The organism is Mesorhizobium alhagi CCNWXJ12-2, from assembly GCF_000236565.1.
Lineage (GTDB): Bacteria > Pseudomonadota > Alphaproteobacteria > Rhizobiales > Rhizobiaceae > Allomesorhizobium > Allomesorhizobium alhagi.
On sequence record NZ_AHAM01000024.1, the window covers coordinates 1 to 15,424 of the forward strand.

Consider the following 15,424-nt stretch of genomic DNA (forward strand, 5'->3'; position numbering starts at 1 on the left):
TGAAGGCGCCGCCGGCAAATTGCGGGCCGAACAGGTCGGCGTCGTAGAAGGTGAGGCCCAGCGAGGCGGTGTGCGCGCCGAGCGCATAGTCGGGCACGATCGCCTTTTCGACCAGGTCGGGGCGCTGAGGCTCGACGCGGGTGTCGACATGCTGGCCGAAATAGCTGTAGGGCCAGCCGTAGAAGCCGCCCTCCCTGACCGAGGTCATGTAGTCGGGGACCAGATCGCTGCCGATCTCGTCGCGCTCATTGACGACGACCCAGAGTTCGCCGGTGGCGGGATGCCAGGACAGGCCGTTGGGATTGCGCAGGCCAGAGGCGAAGAGGCGGGTCTGCCGGGTGGCGAGGTCGATCTCCAGCACGGCGGCGCGGTTCTCTTCCTCTTCCATGCCATTTTCGCCAACATTGGAGTTGGAGCCGACGGTCGCGTAGAGCTTAGTGCCGTCGGGGCTGGCGATGATATCCTTCGTCCAGTGATGGTTTCGGCCGGCGGGTAGGTCCACGATCTTCTCGCCCGGCGCGTCGATGCTGGTGGCGCCGTCGGTATAGGGGAATGCGACGATGGCGTCAGCGTTGGCGACGTAGAGCGTGTCGTTGAGCAGCGCCATGCCGAAGGGCGAGTTCAGGCCTTCGAGGAAGGGCGAGCGGGTCTCGGCGACGCCGTCGCCATCGGCGTCGCGCACAAGAGTGATGCGGTTGGCGCTCGGCACCTCCGCGCCGGCACGTGTCAGGACCAGGCCCATGATCCAGCCGCGCAGGTTGAATTCCTCCTCGGGCTTGGGCGGCCTGTTGGTTTCGGCGACCAGCACGTCGCCATTGGGCAGTACGTGCAGCCAGCGCGGATGATCGAAATCGCCGGCATATTCGTTGACCGCGAAGCCAGGCGCCGGCGTCGGCGTCATGCCCTCCGGCCACGGGCTGGCCGGAGCGATGTTGATGGTGGGGATGAGTGTCTGGTTGGGCTCGGGCAGGGTCGGATTGGCGCCGTACCCCTCCTCGACGGGCACCGTCGCCTCCTCGCGCGACATGAAGAAGACGGCGACTGCCGCCAGGATGGCGAGCACGGCGAGTATGAGGATGGCGATGAGGATTCGTTTCACGGCGACCTGCTCCGATCCGATGAAGTCCTGGCGCATTGTCCCGTCGGAAGGTTCGCAACTTTTCGCTGCGCGGGCCTTCGGTCCGGATCACGCTTCTCGCCTAACCGCGAGCAGGGAACATTGTTGCAAGCGGCGAAGCGTCAACCCCCGGTTACACCGATTTCGTGATACCGCCGTCGATGCGGATGTTCTGGCCGGTGATGTAGCTGGAGCGGTCGCTGGCAAGGAAAGCGATGAGCTCCGACACCTCCTCGACGCGGCCATAGCGGCCCATCGGGATGCGCTCGCGGCGCTCGCCGGCTTCCGGCAGACTGTCGATGAAACCGGGCAGGACATTGTTCATGCGGACATTGTCGGGCGCATACTTGTCCGCGAAGAGCTTCGTGAAGGACGCCAGGCCGGCGCGGAAGACGCCGGAGGTAGGGAACAGCGCTTCCGGCTCGAAGGCGGCATAGGTGGAGATGTTGACGATCGAGCCGGATTTTTGCGCCTGCATGACCGGGGTCACGAGACGGGCGACGCGAATGGCGTTGAGCAGATAGGTCTCCATGCCGAGATGCCAGTCCTCGTCGCTGATCTCCAGCACCGGCGCGCGCGGGCCATGGGCGGCGCTGTTGACCACGGCATCGATGCGGCCCCATTTCTCGACCGTCGCGTCTACCAGGCGTTTCAAGTCGCCGTTGGAGCGGTTGGAGCCGGTGATGCCGATCCCGCCGAGCTTTTTGGCCAGCGCCTCGCCCTTGCCCGACGAGGACAAAATGGCGACCTGAAAGCCGTCCTCTGCCAGCTTCCGCGCCGCATCCGCGCCCATGCCGCTGCCGCCCGCCGTGATGATCGCCGTCTTCAGTTCCGTCATTTTTGTTCTCCGTCGCTGTATCCGAGCGAGGGGTAGCCATGTCGGCGCGGCGAGGCAAGCAGCCAGCGGCAGGGAAATGTCTGGCAACCGGTTCGGCCTTGCGTGGACCATGGCTTGCTACCTCGTCGGCATCTTGACGCCAATCCGGCTTTGCCCGAGAGATCGCGTTTGCGCTTGCCGGCTGCAAAAGGGCGACGGCAGTTACGGAGAGATTGCCTTGACGTTATCCGGCTTCCTGCAGCTCGGCCTTTCGACCGCGATCTTCCTCATTGCCGCGACCGTGGCGAAATACTGGGCGCTGGCGCCGAGCATCCCCAAGCTTCTACTGACGCTGGCGCTCTATTCGCTCGGCAATCTGATCATGCTCAGGCTGGTGCGCGAATTCGGCATGGCCTCGGCCTTCAGCCTTTCGGCGGTGATCCAGCTTGTCGCGGTTAACGTGATTGCGCTTGCCTATTTCAGCGAGCGGCTGAATGCACTGCAGAGCGGCGGCATCGTGCTGGCGATCGTGGCGGTGGGGTTGATTACGCTCGGGCCGGCGCTGACGGGCGGGCGGTAGCGACCTTAATAATTTTCCCTGCGGGCATCCGACGCGGTTTTCTCTGCCGAATTCAAGCTGGCGATCCGAGGCCCGCGCCGCCCCTCACCTGCCTGCCGGCATCCTCTCCCCGGAAGAACGGGGAGAGGAGCGACTGCCGCAACGCTGGCGACCCCCTCTCCCCGTTGTTCACGGGGAGAGGGTAAGGGTGAGGGGCGGCGCTGACGTAACCGGAGCTTTCTAAACCCCGATCTTGCCGCCACCCTGCTTGGTGATGGCGACGACCGACGGGCGCACCGGCATGTCGTCCTTGAAGTCGGGCCAGCGGGTCGAAAGATCCTCATAGTAGGACGGGCGGCCGAAGCCTTCCCAATCCTCGCCGCCATCGGCTGGGTGCTGCACGGCGACAAAGGCCGTCTGGTCATCAGGCGTGAACAGCGGACCGCACATTTCAGCGCCGATGGGTACGCGGAAGAACAGTTTCGACGTGGCGCGCGCCTCGCCCTCGGTGTCGACCGCCCACAGGCCGTCAGTGCGACCGGTGGCCTTCGGACCGTTACCGTCGGTCGAGACCCACAACCGGCCGGCGGAATCCACCGCGCAATTGTCGGGCATGCCGAACCAGCCATTGGCCGTCGTCGCGGTCGAGAAGGACGCGCCGACCTCCGCGACCGAGGGATCGCCGCATTTCAGGAGAATTTCCCACTTGCCTTTGGTGGCCGCGAAGTCGCCGCCGTCCTCGGCCAGCTCGATGATGTGGCCGAACGCGCTTTCGAAGCGCGGGTTGGCGGCGTCGACCTGCTCGGCCTTGCGCTTGGTGTTGTTGGTCAGCAGGACATAGACCTTGCCGTTGGCGCCGTTGGGCTGGATATCCTCCGGGCGGTCCATCTTGGTGGCTTCCAGCAGGTCGCCGGCACGGCGGGTCTCGATCAGGATGTCGGCCTGGCTCGCAAAACCGTTCTCGGCGGTCAGCGGGCCCTGGCCATGAACCAGCGGCAGCCATTCGAACGAGCCGTCATCGGCGAACTTGGCGACATAGAGCGTGCCTTCGTCGAGCAGGTCCATGTTGGCGGCGCGATCGTCGGGGTTGAATTTGCCCGCGGTGACGAATTTGTAGACATAGTCGAAGCGCTCGTCGTCGCCGAGATAGAAGACGACGCGGCCGTCCGGCGCCACGATCGACTCGGCGCCCTCATGCTTGAAGCGGCCGAGCGCGGTGCGCTTCTTCGGGACGGAGTTCGGATCCTGGACGTCGACCTCGACGATCCAGCCGAAGCGGTTCGGCTCGTTTGGCTCTTTCGACACATCGAAGCGATCGTAGAAATTCGCCCACTGATAGGTGCCGTCCGGGACGCCGACGCGTTCGTAATTGGCGGCTTCGGGATGATCGGCTGGCAGTTCGCCGGCGAAATAGCCGTGGAAATTTTCCTCCGCCAGGATGTAGGTGCCCCAGGGCGTGACGCCGCCCGCGCAATTGTTGATGGTGCCGAACACCTTCGTGCCGGTGGCGTCGGCATTGGTCTTGACGCGGTCGTGGCCGGCGACCGGGCCGGAAAGCTGCATTTCGGTGGTGGCGGTGATGCGGCGGTTAAGCTCGCCGTCCTTGACGACCTGCCACTTGCCGCCTTCCTTCCTGATCTCGACGATGCTGCCGCCATGGGCGGCCATCTCGATGTCAACGCGTTTCTGGTCGGCGTCGCTGACCTTGATCTCGCCCTCGGAGATCGTGACGATGCCGGGAAACATCAGATGTTCGTTGGTGTATTCGTGGTTGACGACAAGCAGGCCGTGTTCGGACGAGCCGTCGAGCGGGATATAGCCGACATAGTCGTTGTTGTAGCCGAACTGTTTTGCCTGAGCCTCCGGCGTCTGATTGGCCGGATCGAACTCCGGCGCATCGGCGAAGATCGGATCGCCCCAGCGCAGCAGGATGTCGGCGTCATACCCGGCTGCGACATGGTGCTTGTCGTCGATACCGGCTTCGACCTCGTCGAAGCTGAAGACCGAACCCGAAGCGGCGCGGGCGTTGTCCGCGGTGATGAGGGCGATCGGGCTGACGGTGGCGGCGATAGCCGAAACGGCGAGCGAGCCTTTCAGGAAGCCGCGGCGCGAGAAGCGCGCGGCGATGACTTCGCCCATAGTCCTGTTGGCGGTCGGATTATGGCCCGGACCGTCATTGTCCTCGAGCTGGCTGGTGCGGAATTTGGTTTCGGGAGAGACGTATTCGTTCATCGTACTGACCTCTGGCTGGCGGCGGCTTGAGATGAGCGATGGCTAGTGCGGCCTTATAACAAGAGCATGACAGTTTTGCGCCTGGCGGACTTGCCGGACAAGGCGTGGGGCCTATAGGTCTAGCGCGGTTGAAAGCCGCGCCCGCGCACATCCACACCGAGAGACGCCATGCCGTTTTTTCCCGATCTCCTGAAGAGGATCGAGTTTTCCGTTCTGATGGCGGCGATGATCATTGCCGGCGGCGCCTATGGCTTCGTCGAACTCACGGAGATCGCGCGCGAGACAACACCGCACACATTCGACACGCGCATCCTACTCGCCTTCCGCACGCCGGGCCAGCCCGACAATCCGATCGGTCCGTTCTGGATGGAGGAGGCGGTGCGCGACATGACCAGCCTGGGAAGCGCCGCAGTGCTTATCTTTTTCACGGCGGTTGTCATCCTCTATCTGATGATCGTCCGCAAACCGGCGGCCGCCCTGTTCGTCTTCGTTTCCGTCGCCGGCGGCCAGTTGCTGAGCAGCGTGCTCAAGCTCGGCGTCGACCGCCCTCGCCCTGAACTTGTGTCGCATCTGGCCGACGTGCACACGCTGAGCTTTCCCAGCGGGCACGCCATGATGTCGGCCGTGACCTATCTGACGCTCGGCGCGCTGCTGGCACGGATAATGCCCAACACTGCACTCAGGATCTATGTGCTCGGCGTCGCCATACTGGCGACATTCCTGGTTGGCGCCAGCCGCGTCTATCTCGGCGTTCACTGGCCTTCCGATGTGCTGGCCGGCTGGTGCGCCGGAGCCGCCTGGGCAATGCTTTGCTGGCTGATCGCGCGGCTGATGCTCAGACGGGCGGGAGACATCGACAGTTCTACTCCGGCGGAGACGTGACGGGGTTTTCTCCCGAGCTCCATTCTGCGACACTAAAGATGATGCTTGAAACATCATAATGAATGCATGATACATTCATCTCGCAAACTCAGACAGGAGCACTGTCCGTGATCACCGCAGCGCAGATGCGCGCCGCGCGGGCGCTGGCCGGCATAGACCAGAAGACGCTCGCCGAACGCGCCGGCGTTTCGCTTCCCACCATCCAGCGGATGGAAGCGAGCGACGGCGTCGTCAGGGGCGTCGTTGACACTTTGGTCAAGGTCATCCACGCGCTGGAGATGTCAGGTGTGGAGCTGATCGCGGACAACCAGGCAAGCGCCGAGGGCGGCAGGGGCGTTCGCCTGCGCCAGCCCGCGGGGCCGAATGGGCAGCCTGGCTGAGTTGGCAGGACAAGAGTCGCGACGGCGACGCCGACATTTGGGGGTGTGCTGAAATTCGGCGATGCCGGCCAGACCGGAATCCCGACACACCCCAGCCGACGATCCCGCCGCCCTTCGCACCGCGAAAGGCAAGCATGAAAGCAGATCTCAACCCGGGCCGGACGACGAGGCAGCCGACATTCCGGGAACTCTATACCCCCAAGCTGGTGACCGTGATACGCGAAGGCTATGGCCTTCCGCAATTTCAGGCCGACCTGCTCGCCGGATTGACGGTGGCGATCGTGGCGCTGCCGCTGTCGATGGCCATCGCCATTGCCTCGGGCGTTTCTCCCGACCGCGGCCTCTATACGGCGATCATTGGCGGCTTCCTGGTTTCGGCGCTGGGCGGCAGCCGGTTCCAAATCGGCGGGCCGGCCGGGGCCTTCATCGTGCTGGTCGCCGCGACGGTGGCGCGGCACGGTGTGGAAGGGCTGATCCTGGCGACGATGATGTCGGGCGCGTTTCTCGTCGCCGCCGGCTATCTGAGGCTCGGGACCTACGTCAAATTCATCCCCTATCCGGTGACGGTCGGCTTCACCTCCGGTATCGCGGTCATCATCTTCGCCAGCCAGCTCAGCGAATTGTTCGGCCTGACGCTGCCGGGCAAGGAGCCGGGCGAACTGATTGAAAAGCTGATCGCGCTGGGCGAAGCCGCCGGCACTGTGAATCCCGCGGCAGTCGGCGTGGCCGCCCTGACGATCGGCGTAATCCTTGGGCTGAAGCGCCTGCGGCCGACCTGGCCGGGCATGCTGATCGCAGTGGCGGCCGCAGCGCTTGCGGCATACGCCTTCGGCCTGCCTGTCGAAACGATCGGCAGCCGGTTCGGCGGCATACCGCGCTCGCTGCCGCTGCCTTCGCTGCCGGCCTTCAGCCTGGAGCAGGTACAGGCGGTGTTTCCGGACGCGGTCGCTTTCACGCTGCTCGGCGCGATCGAATCGCTGCTTTCGGCCGTCGTCGCCGACGGCATGACCGGACGGCGTCACCGCTCGAATTGCGAACTGGTGGCGCAGGGTTTCGCCAATATGGGCTCGGCTCTGTTCGGCGGCATCTGCGTGACCGGCACTATCGCGCGGACCGCCACGAATGTGCGGGCCGGCGCGCACGGTCCGGTTTCGGGCATGCTCCACTCCGGTTTCCTGCTGCTCTTCATGCTGATCGCCGCGCCACTGGCAAGCTACATACCGCTGGCCGCACTTGCCGGCGTTCTCGCGGTGGTGGCCTGGAATATGGTGGAGAAGACTGCGTTCGCAGCACTCATCCGCTCGTCCTGGGGCGACGCCATGGTGCTTCTGGTGACATTCGCGCTCGTGGTTTTCCGCGACCTGACGGAGGGCATAGTGGTCGGCTTTGCGCTCGGCTCGGTGCTGTTCATCGATCGCATGTCGAAATCGATCGCGGTCGACACGGATGTGCCTATGGCGCGCGACGATGTCGCGGACGATCGCAATGGCCGCCGCACGAGCTATGAGCCGGAGAAGGCGAGCGACCCGGACACAGTGATCTACCGGATATCGGGGGCATTCTTCTTTGGCGCGGCCACGACAGTCGGCACGGTGCTCGACCGCATCGCCGACCAGCGCAAGAGCTTCGTCCTCGACTGCTCGGGCGTGCCGTTCCTCGATTCGACAGCAGCCAATGTGCTGGAAGGCGCGGTGCGCAAGGCGAAAAGGGCGGGCGTGCGCTTCTTCATCACCGGGGCGTCGCCAGGCGTTCGGCGGATGCTGTTCGCGCAGGGCGTGAAGCCGCCGCATGTCCGCTACAAGGCGACAATCGAAAACGCGCTACAGCAGTTGCGCGACGAGCGGGTTTGACAAAAATATTCACAGCGCTGTCGGATTTCCGTTTCATGGTTCGTCCTTGGGTCGAACCACCAATCACGGAGAGAGACCATGACCAACGCCGCCCAGACCACCGCCCCCGCCAACGACCGCGAACTCGTGCTGACCCGGCTGATCGACGCGCCGCGCGAAAAGCTTTTCAAGTGCTGGACGCAGCCGGAACTGATGAAGCAGTGGTTCGCGCCGTTGCCCTGGACGTTGTCGCACGCCGAAGTCGACCTCAGGGCCGGCGGAAGCAACAAGATCGTGATGCGTAGCCCCGAGGGCCAGGAATTCCCGAGCCTGGGCGTTTATCTGGAGGTTGTGCCAGACGAGAAGATCGTCTTCACCGACGCCTACACCGAGGCCTGGGTGCCTTCCGAGAAGCCGTTTTTCACTGGGATCATCACCTTCGAGGATGAAGACGGCAAGACACGCTACACGGCAGTGGCCCGCCACTGGACCGTGGAGGACCGCAAGGCGCACGAGGAGATGGGTTTTCACGAAGGCTGGGGCCAGTGCGCCGACCAGTTGGCGGAACTTGCCAAGAAGATTTAGCTCGTTCAAATCACGGCCGGCGCGGCAATGTCGCGCCGGTCTGTCCCCAGCGCAGGCCTCAAGTCTCAAGCCGTTCGGCTCTCCGCCTCCGGAACCGCGTCCAGCTTTTCCTGTTCGGCCCAGGTGACCGTCTTGTAGTCGAAGCCGTATTCCAGCGTCGGCTTGACGATCTGGAAATAGGGCGAGAGGTCGAAATCGCGCGGCGTGTAGAGCGAGTGGTGGCGGATATGCAGGATTTCCCGCCGCATGTAGGTCGACTGCGCCGAAGCGCGGCCGGGTGCGCGGGTGATCTCGGGCAGGATAGGATAGCGAATGCCCTCATAAGCCTCGGCGATCATGGACGAGCAGATGGCGCGGGTCGGATCCCCGGAGCCGAAGGCCAAAGCGCGCCGTCTCCAGCGCACCGGCATCGGAACCGGGAGGAAATAACGCAGCATGTCAAAAATATTCTTCGTGTCGTATTTGAGGCCGAGCCGCGCGACCATGAAGCCAACGACATGGTCGCGATCCTCAGGCGTCAGACCGCGGGCGCGGCAGATGCGAGTGTTGTAGGTCCGGTATTTCGACAGCGGCACCGCCACACAGCCCTCGCCCAGATTGACCTCGATCAGGCGCGGGCGCTCGGAGCCGTCCTGAGGCTCGGCCAGAGCATCGCCGACATAGAGCGCCGAATGCGACCAGGTCGATTGAGTCAGATATTTGATGGTGGCTGAAATCCGCTGGTTGCCCTCGATCAGCAGAATGTCGCCGGGCTCCAGCGCGCGGCGGAGCGTTTGCGGGTCGGACGGCGTATAGGGCTCGTAACCGGACGATTCCTCCTGCAACCGACCCGCCAGCCAGCGGCCCAGCCGATCCAACAGCGTGTCGGCAGCTTCCGTCATTGATTGGTTCCTGGCTGAGACTCGGAGGCGCCGGCCTGATAGCGATCCGCGATCTTCCTGACTATCGGCTTTCGCGCTTCGCCGAATAGAAGTTCCGCCTCACGAAGACATTGCCTGCGGAGCGCTTTCTCGCTGCGTTTCATGAGCTTGCCAAGGAGCTTTAGCTGCTCTTTCGAACCGAGCGCTTCGCCGTCCGACTGGATCAGCCTGCGCATGACGAAAATATCGTTCAATTCGCCAAGGCGCTCGCCGAGCGCATCGAGCGCCTTGCGGCGCGACTTGACCGGGCGCGGCCAGAAGCGATGCAGCAGCAAGACGTGCATCCAATGCGCCTTGACGCATTTGCGCAATTCGTGGAAGTCCTCCGGTTGGCCGCGCTTGCCGGCGGTATCGAGCGCGCGGCGGGCCCGGCGCAGGGTTTTTCCGGCGCCATCGGCCAGTACGTCGGCTGCGGCCTCTGGATCGTCTGGCAGGATCAGGCCGGCGAGCGCTTGACGGCCTTGCTCGCAAGCCTCGACAGCTGCATTGACGGTTTCTTCCAGACCGGTTCTTTCCCGCACAGGCGCCTCACGGCGGGCGACGAGGGCGGACCGCACCGCATCAAGCTCTCCCGCGGACGTCTGGTCCGGAAACGCCTTGACCAGACGGTCGACCGTCTCAATGAGAGCGGTGTCTTCTCGCGCGCCGGCAAGGCTGCGCGAAATGTCGCGGTAGCGTGCATTTTCGGTTCGGCAAAACTGCTCGTCGCCCGGCCGGACGAGACGGAACAAGGCGCGAAGTTTCTTGAACCGCTTTCGGCACGCATGCAGTCCCTTTTCGGGCTCGGTGCGAGAGGCCGCGAGATCGCCGATTGCTTTGCCGATCTCATCGGCCGCGATGCGCCGCACCTCGGCGGTCACCGGCAGGCTGGGCTCAATGCGATAGCTCATGCCGCCACCGGCAGGCCGTTGCGGGCAAGCGAGGCGTTGTAGAAGGCGCTCTCGCCGGTGATCTCGCGGCCGAGCCACGGCGGAAGTTTTGCCACCGGAACGTCGTCGGAAGTCTCCAGTTCTGCAATGACCAGCCCGGTCAGGGCGCCGGCGAACACATCCACCTCATAGAGGTAACCGTCGTGCCGGACTTCGTGGCGCGTCTTTTCGATCACCAGACCGATGGCAAATTCCTGCATCTCCCCGGCATCGGCTAGAGGTATCGCATATTCGAATTCGTCCCTTTCGCGCCCGTTCGCGCCAAACTTGAGCGTCAGGACCGCCGAACTGCCGTCGCGTATGCGCACACGGAAGGACCTGCCGTCGACCGCTGCCAGATAGAACTGACGGATCGCCGTCTTCGCGTCGGTCCGGCTGCGCCAGTCGTCGCTCGTCACCAGGAATTTGCGTTCGATTTCCTTGGCCATGACGCGGAATAAAGCGCACCCGGTGCGGCGGAGCAAGATGTCCATTGACTTTAATCATTCGATTGAATAAATCTTTGCATATGAACAAAATGCCTCAAAGCTCCTCTCCGCCAAAAGCACCGCCGTCCTCGGCCGAGCTTACCCGCGCCGCGCTCATCCATGCCGCGCTGCGGCTGTTTGGCCGGCAAGGCTTCCACGCCACCTCGACCCGCGAGATCGCGACCGCCGCGAGAGCCAATATCGGCTCGATCGCCTATCACTTCGGCGGCAAGGAAGGGTTGCGGGCGGCCTGCGCCAACTACATCGTCGAGACAATCGGCGGCATTGCCGGTGCTGCGATGGCGGAGGACGCCGGCGAGACGCCAGGCGCCGAAGCAGCGCATGAGCGGCTGAACACTGTGCTCGAAGCAATGGTCGGCTTTATCGTGGCCCGCCCCGAAGCCGGCGAATTCGTGCAATTCGTGCTGCGCGAACTCTCGCAGCCGAGCGAAGCGCTCGACATCATCTACAACGGCGTGTTCGAGCCGGTACACAACAGGCTCTGCCGCATCTGGGCCCAGGCGACCGGCGAGGACGCCGAAAGCGAGCGCACCAAGATCACTGTCTTCACCATGATCGGACAGGTCGTCTACTTCCGGATCGCCGGCCCGGCGGTGATGCGGCGCATGGGTTGGGAAAGCGTCGGGCCGGCCGAAGCGGCTACCATCATTTCGGTGGTAAAGAGCAATCTCGAGGCGGTCATCGCCGCTCGCAAAGGCGGAAAATCATGAGCTTCCTCTGCGCCATCCCGCTCGTGGCTTCGCTGTTTTCCGCCTGCGGGCCGGCGGCGCCGCTGGCAGTCGGCTATGTCGAGGGCGAGTTCGTGCTGCTGGCGCCAATCGAGACAGCGCAGGTGGAGACGGTTTCGGTGCGCCGCGGCGACCGCGTCACGCCGGGAAAGACAATCGTGGAGCTGGAGAGCGGCGACGCCGAGATCGCGGTCGCCGAGGCCGAAGCCGGGCTGGCGAGAGCGAAGGCGCAGCTTGCCGATCTGAAGCTCGGCAAGCGCCCGGAAGAGATCGAGGTGCTCGAAGCGGCGGTGCGCTCAGCCAAGGCGCAGGCGGAGGAAGCAAAGCGCGTGCTGGCCAGGGCTCAGGATCTCTTCAAGCGCGGAATAGCGCCCCAGGCGCAGTTCGACGAGGCTTCCACCAGGGTGGAACTGGCCGATTCCGAGGTCCGGCAGGCGGAGGCCAATCTGGCCGTGGCCGGCCTGGCGGCGCGGGCGGAGACGATCAGGGCCGCCGAATACCAGGTGAAGCAGGCCGAAGCGCAACTCGAGCAGGCGCGCTGGCGGCTTTCCAAGCGTGCGCTCGAAGCGCCCTCTCCCGGCCGCATAGACGATGTCATCCGCGACGCTGGCGATATCGCCGGGCCATCCGCCCCGGTGATTTCGATGCTGCCCGACGGCGCGGTCAAGCTGAAGGTGTTCGTGCCGCAGGCGGCATTTTCGTCGGTGCAGGTCGGAGCCCTGCTCGATGTGCGCTGCGACGGTTGCCCGGACGGCCTGACGGCGCGCGTCAGCTATGTCTCGCCCGACCCCGAATTCACGCCGCCGGTGATTTTCTCGCTCGAGACCCGGCAGAAGCTGGTCTACCTCGTCGAGGCGCGGCCGGAAGATGAAGCATCGCCGCTGCAGCCGGGGCAGATCGTGGATGTGAGTTTGAGGGAGTAGGCAGTAGGCAGTAGGCAGTAGGCAGTAGGATCATCAAGCAAGTGGATTGTATGTCAAACGCGCTGGTTCCCATTGCCTATTGCCCGCTGCCTACTGCCTCGTTCGCCGAAGGCGCAGCGCAATGAACGCCATCGAAGTCCGTAATCTCGTCAAGCGCTTCGGCACGAAGACCGTCGTCGACCATGTCACGATGAATGTCGCCGAGGGCGAGATCGTCGGCTTCCTCGGACCGAACGGCTCGGGCAAGACGACCACGATCCGCATCATGTGCGGGCTTTTGACGCCAGACGAGGGCGAAGGCCAGGTGCTTGGGTACGACCTCCTGACCGAGAGCCTCAAGATCAAGCGCGAGGTCGGCTACATGACCCAGAAATTCTCGTTCTACGAGGATCTGACCATCGCCGAGAACCTCGAATTCGTTGCCCGGCTCTATCGGCTGAGGCCGGTGGAGGAATATGTCGGCCGCACGCTGGAGGATCTGGGCATGACTTCGCGGCGCAACCAGCTTGCAGGCACGCTGTCGGGCGGCTGGAAGCAGCGCCTGGCGCTGGCCGCCTGCATCATGCACGAGCCGAGGCTGCTCCTGCTCGACGAGCCGACGGCCGGCGTCGACCCCAAGGCGCGGCGCGAGTTCTGGGACGAAATCCACCGGCTGGCGCAAGGCGGGCTGACCGTGCTGGTATCGACGCATTACATGGACGAGGCCGAGCGCTGCCACCGCATCAGCTATATTTCCTACGGCAAGATGCTGGCCACCGGCACCGTCGACGAAGTGGTGAAAAATGCCGGGCTGACGACCTTTGTGGTCGAAGGCCCGCGGCTCGACCAGGTGGCGGAAGCGCTGGAAGGCCGGCCGGGCGTCGAGCAGGTCGCGCCCTTCGGCACGACGCTGCATGTCGTAGGTTCGGATCAGAAACTGCTGGACGCAGCGCTGGAGGATGTCAGGAAACGCGAGAGAACCACCGTCAGGCCGGGTGAAACCAGCCTGGAGGACGTGTTCATCCAATTCATGGCCGGGTCGAAGGACAACATGGCATGAAACAATACGGCGTCAGCACGGTGTTCTCCTTCGCCAGGCTGGGCGCGCTGCTGCTGAAGGAGTTCATCCAGATGCGGCGCGACCGCATCACCTTCGCCATGATGCTCGGCGTGCCGCTGATGCAGCTCGTGCTGTTCGGCTATGCCATCAACAACGACCCGAAGAGCCTGCCCGCTGCGCTGGTCGCCACCAGCAACGATCACTATACGCGCGCCATGGTCTCGGCGCTGCAGATGACCGGCTACTATCGCTTCGACCATGTCGCGGAAAGCGCCGCCGAGGCCGAAGCGCTGATGGCCAGCGGTAGCGTCGCCTTCGTGGTGACAATCCCGTCCGATTTTGCCCGCCGCGTTGAGCGAGGCGACAATCCGCAACTGCTGATCGAAGCCGACGCGACCGACCCGGCGGTGGCGAGCGGCGCGATCTCGACGCTCGGCACGGTGGCCGCGAACGCGCTGCTGCGCGAACGGGGCATGGAGGCCGCGGCGGCGGAGAATGCAAGAAGCCAGCTCGAGGTGGTGGTGCACCGGCGCTACAACCCGGAAGGCATCTCGCAATACAACATCGTGCCCGGCCTGCTCGGCGTCATATTGCAGATGACCATGGTGATGATGACCTCGATCGCGCTGACCCGCGAAACCGAACGCGGCACGATGGAGAACCTGCTTGCCATGCCGGCAAGCCCGCTCGAGATCATGCTTGGGAAGGTGCTGCCCTATCTGGTCGTCGGGGCTGTGCAGGTCCTCGTGGTGCTGATCGCGGCAAAGCTGCTGTTCTCTGTGCCTTTCATGGGATCGCTGCCGCTGCTGCTCTTCGCCATCCTCGTCTTCGTGCTGTCGCTGGTGCTGCTCGGCTACACCATCTCGACCATGGCGCGCACGCAGATGCAGGCGCTGCAGCTGACATTCTTCTTCTTCCTGCCGTCGATCCTGCTTTCGGGCTTCATGTTCCCCTATCGCGGCATGCCGGGCTGGGCGCAGATTTTTGGCGAAATCTTCCCTCTGACGCATTTTTTGCGCATCACCCGCGCGGTGATGCTGAAAGGCGCCGATTTCGCGGCGATCGCGACCGAAGTCGGCGCGCTGGCGATTTTTGTGGCGCTGTTTGCGGGGGTGGCGCTGCTCAGGTTCAGGCGGACGCTGGATTAAGGTGTATCGATATTCAGGTGACGCCGATACGCGCGAGCCCGTCAGGTCAGCTCCGACAGGACGAGCATGACGAGAAAGCCGATGGCCACGGCAATGGCGGCGGATTGCAGATAGTGATGGCTTTCGGCCTCGGGGATGAGATCGGTGACGGTGAGATAGAACATGCCGCCCGCGCCGACGGCCAGCAGAAACCCGAGCACGCCCTGCGGCAGGCCGCGCAGCAGGAACCACCCAGCCATGGCAGAGACGAACAGTGACGCGCCGATCAGCCCGGTCCATTTCAGAATTCTCGTCTTGTAGTCCTTTCCGCTTTCCTCACGCGCCAGTTCGCCGATCGAGAGCGCCTCGCTGACGTTGTCGATGCAGATCGCCAGGCCGACGATGAATGCGACGCTCGGATCGATGGCCGCGCCGACCCCGATCGTAATGCCCTCGATCAGTTCCTCCACGCTGGTGGCGCCGGCGAGAACCGTAACTTCGCTGCCGAGCGGTCGGTGACGCTCGTGGAACCGCTCGACGCGCTGTCTCTGCTCGGCGCGGCTGCCGGCCAGCGCGCCGCGATTTATGTAGAGGTCGAGGCCGTAAACGAGGGCGAAGCCGAACGCAAAGCCTCCGACCACCGCAGCCAGCGGGGACAGCTCAAGCGCCTTGGGGACCATCTCGAAGGCGAAGGTGCCAAGCAGGACGCCGGCTGCCAAACCGACCGCGATTGACAGGAACAGGCTGGAGGACCGGACGAATATGGCGATCGCGCCGCCGAGTGGCGAGGCCAGCGCGGCTGCGAGCGCCACCGAAAAGACGATCAGGAACTGGCCGTCCATCCAGCTCTCCTTGTGCAGGCAGGAGCA

The 15,424-nt window shown here is 64.1% G+C and carries 16 protein-coding genes; 9 read left to right on the forward strand and 7 right to left on the reverse strand.

All coding sequences use genetic code 11. The annotated features are described in order from the left end of the window. Together MAXJ12_RS02230 and MAXJ12_RS02235 are read right to left on the reverse strand one after the other, a co-directional pair. Positions 1-1,135, reverse strand: a 1,135-nt coding sequence (locus MAXJ12_RS02230; RefSeq protein ID WP_008834118.1) for a PQQ-dependent sugar dehydrogenase, incomplete at its 3' end; no start/stop codon positions are given. A 115-nt stretch (positions 1,136-1,250) separates the two neighbouring features. Beyond that, on the reverse strand, positions 1,251-1,955 hold the full coding sequence (locus MAXJ12_RS02235) for an SDR family oxidoreductase (protein ID WP_008834119.1): 705 nt from the start codon (positions 1,953-1,955) through the stop codon (positions 1,251-1,253). Between the two features lie 217 nt (positions 1,956-2,172). Here MAXJ12_RS02235 and MAXJ12_RS02240 point away from each other — a divergent pair, with 217 nt between their 5' ends. After that, complete coding sequence (locus MAXJ12_RS02240; protein ID WP_040584663.1) at positions 2,173-2,514, forward strand: hypothetical protein; 342 nt, start codon at positions 2,173-2,175, stop codon at positions 2,512-2,514. A 219-nt stretch (positions 2,515-2,733) separates the two neighbouring features. Here MAXJ12_RS02240 and MAXJ12_RS02245 read toward each other — a convergent pair whose 3' ends face one another. Further along, positions 2,734-4,725 carry a PhoX family protein gene (locus tag MAXJ12_RS02245; protein WP_008834121.1) on the reverse strand — a complete coding sequence of 664 codons (1,992 nt, stop codon included), beginning with the start codon at positions 4,723-4,725 and terminating at the stop codon, positions 2,734-2,736. 168 nt (positions 4,726-4,893) lie between these two features. On the opposite strand from MAXJ12_RS02245, the gene MAXJ12_RS02250 reads away from it, so the two are divergent. The 4 genes from MAXJ12_RS02250 (at position 4,894) to MAXJ12_RS02265 (ending at position 8,401) form a co-directional block, all read left to right on the forward strand. Beyond that, positions 4,894-5,607, forward strand: a complete 714-nt coding sequence (locus MAXJ12_RS02250; RefSeq protein ID WP_008834122.1) for a phosphatase PAP2 family protein — start codon at positions 4,894-4,896, stop codon at positions 5,605-5,607. A gap of 107 nt (positions 5,608-5,714) precedes the next feature. Then, positions 5,715-5,987 (forward strand): helix-turn-helix domain-containing protein, encoded by a 273-nt coding sequence (locus MAXJ12_RS02255; RefSeq protein WP_040584664.1) that lies wholly within the window; start codon positions 5,715-5,717, stop codon positions 5,985-5,987. A gap of 134 nt (positions 5,988-6,121) precedes the next feature. Continuing rightward, a complete protein-coding gene (locus MAXJ12_RS02260) occupies positions 6,122-7,837 on the forward strand; it encodes a SulP family inorganic anion transporter (RefSeq protein WP_008834124.1) in 1,716 nt (571 codons plus the stop codon). A 78-nt stretch (positions 7,838-7,915) separates the two neighbouring features. After that, the gene (locus MAXJ12_RS02265; RefSeq protein ID WP_008834125.1) at positions 7,916-8,401 is read left to right on the forward strand and encodes an SRPBCC family protein; all 486 of its coding nucleotides are present in this window, start codon (positions 7,916-7,918) and stop codon (positions 8,399-8,401) included. A gap of 65 nt (positions 8,402-8,466) precedes the next feature. On the opposite strand, the gene MAXJ12_RS02270 is transcribed toward MAXJ12_RS02265, so the two are convergent. The 3 genes from MAXJ12_RS02270 to MAXJ12_RS02280 are packed head-to-tail and all read right to left on the reverse strand — an operon-like array spanning position 8,467 to position 10,678. Beyond that, complete coding sequence (locus MAXJ12_RS02270; protein ID WP_008834126.1) at positions 8,467-9,282, reverse strand: C40 family peptidase; 816 nt, start codon at positions 9,280-9,282, stop codon at positions 8,467-8,469. Then, on the reverse strand, positions 9,279-10,211 hold the full coding sequence (locus MAXJ12_RS02275) for a CHAD domain-containing protein (RefSeq protein ID WP_008834127.1): 933 nt from the start codon (positions 10,209-10,211) through the stop codon (positions 9,279-9,281). The genes MAXJ12_RS02270 and MAXJ12_RS02275 overlap by 4 nt, the downstream gene beginning before the upstream one ends. Further along, complete coding sequence (locus MAXJ12_RS02280; RefSeq protein ID WP_040584666.1) at positions 10,208-10,678, reverse strand: CYTH domain-containing protein; 471 nt, start codon at positions 10,676-10,678, stop codon at positions 10,208-10,210. The genes MAXJ12_RS02275 and MAXJ12_RS02280 overlap by 4 nt, the downstream gene beginning before the upstream one ends. 80 nt (positions 10,679-10,758) lie before the next feature. Here MAXJ12_RS02280 and MAXJ12_RS02285 point away from each other — a divergent pair, with 80 nt between their 5' ends. The 4 genes from MAXJ12_RS02285 to MAXJ12_RS02300 all read left to right on the forward strand — a co-directional run bounded on the left by MAXJ12_RS02285 (position 10,759) and on the right by MAXJ12_RS02300 (position 14,576). Further along, the gene (locus MAXJ12_RS02285) at positions 10,759-11,448 is read left to right on the forward strand and encodes a CerR family C-terminal domain-containing protein (protein WP_008834129.1); all 690 of its coding nucleotides are present in this window, start codon (positions 10,759-10,761) and stop codon (positions 11,446-11,448) included. Continuing rightward, the gene (locus MAXJ12_RS02290) at positions 11,445-12,389 is read left to right on the forward strand and encodes an HlyD family secretion protein (RefSeq protein ID WP_008834130.1); all 945 of its coding nucleotides are present in this window, start codon (positions 11,445-11,447) and stop codon (positions 12,387-12,389) included. The genes MAXJ12_RS02285 and MAXJ12_RS02290 overlap by 4 nt, the downstream gene beginning before the upstream one ends. A gap of 121 nt (positions 12,390-12,510) precedes the next feature. Beyond that, positions 12,511-13,428, forward strand: a complete 918-nt coding sequence (locus MAXJ12_RS02295; RefSeq protein WP_008834131.1) for an ABC transporter ATP-binding protein — start codon at positions 12,511-12,513, stop codon at positions 13,426-13,428. Then, entirely contained in the window at positions 13,425-14,576 is a 1,152-nt protein-coding gene (locus MAXJ12_RS02300; protein ID WP_008834132.1) for an ABC transporter permease, read from the forward strand. The genes MAXJ12_RS02295 and MAXJ12_RS02300 overlap by 4 nt, the downstream gene beginning before the upstream one ends. Before the next feature lie 41 nt (positions 14,577-14,617). On the opposite strand, the gene MAXJ12_RS02305 is transcribed toward MAXJ12_RS02300, so the two are convergent. Continuing rightward, positions 14,618-15,397 carry a ZIP family metal transporter gene (locus tag MAXJ12_RS02305; RefSeq protein ID WP_008834133.1) on the reverse strand — a complete coding sequence of 260 codons (780 nt, stop codon included), beginning with the start codon at positions 15,395-15,397 and terminating at the stop codon, positions 14,618-14,620. Between the last annotated feature and the right edge of the window lie 27 nt (positions 15,398-15,424).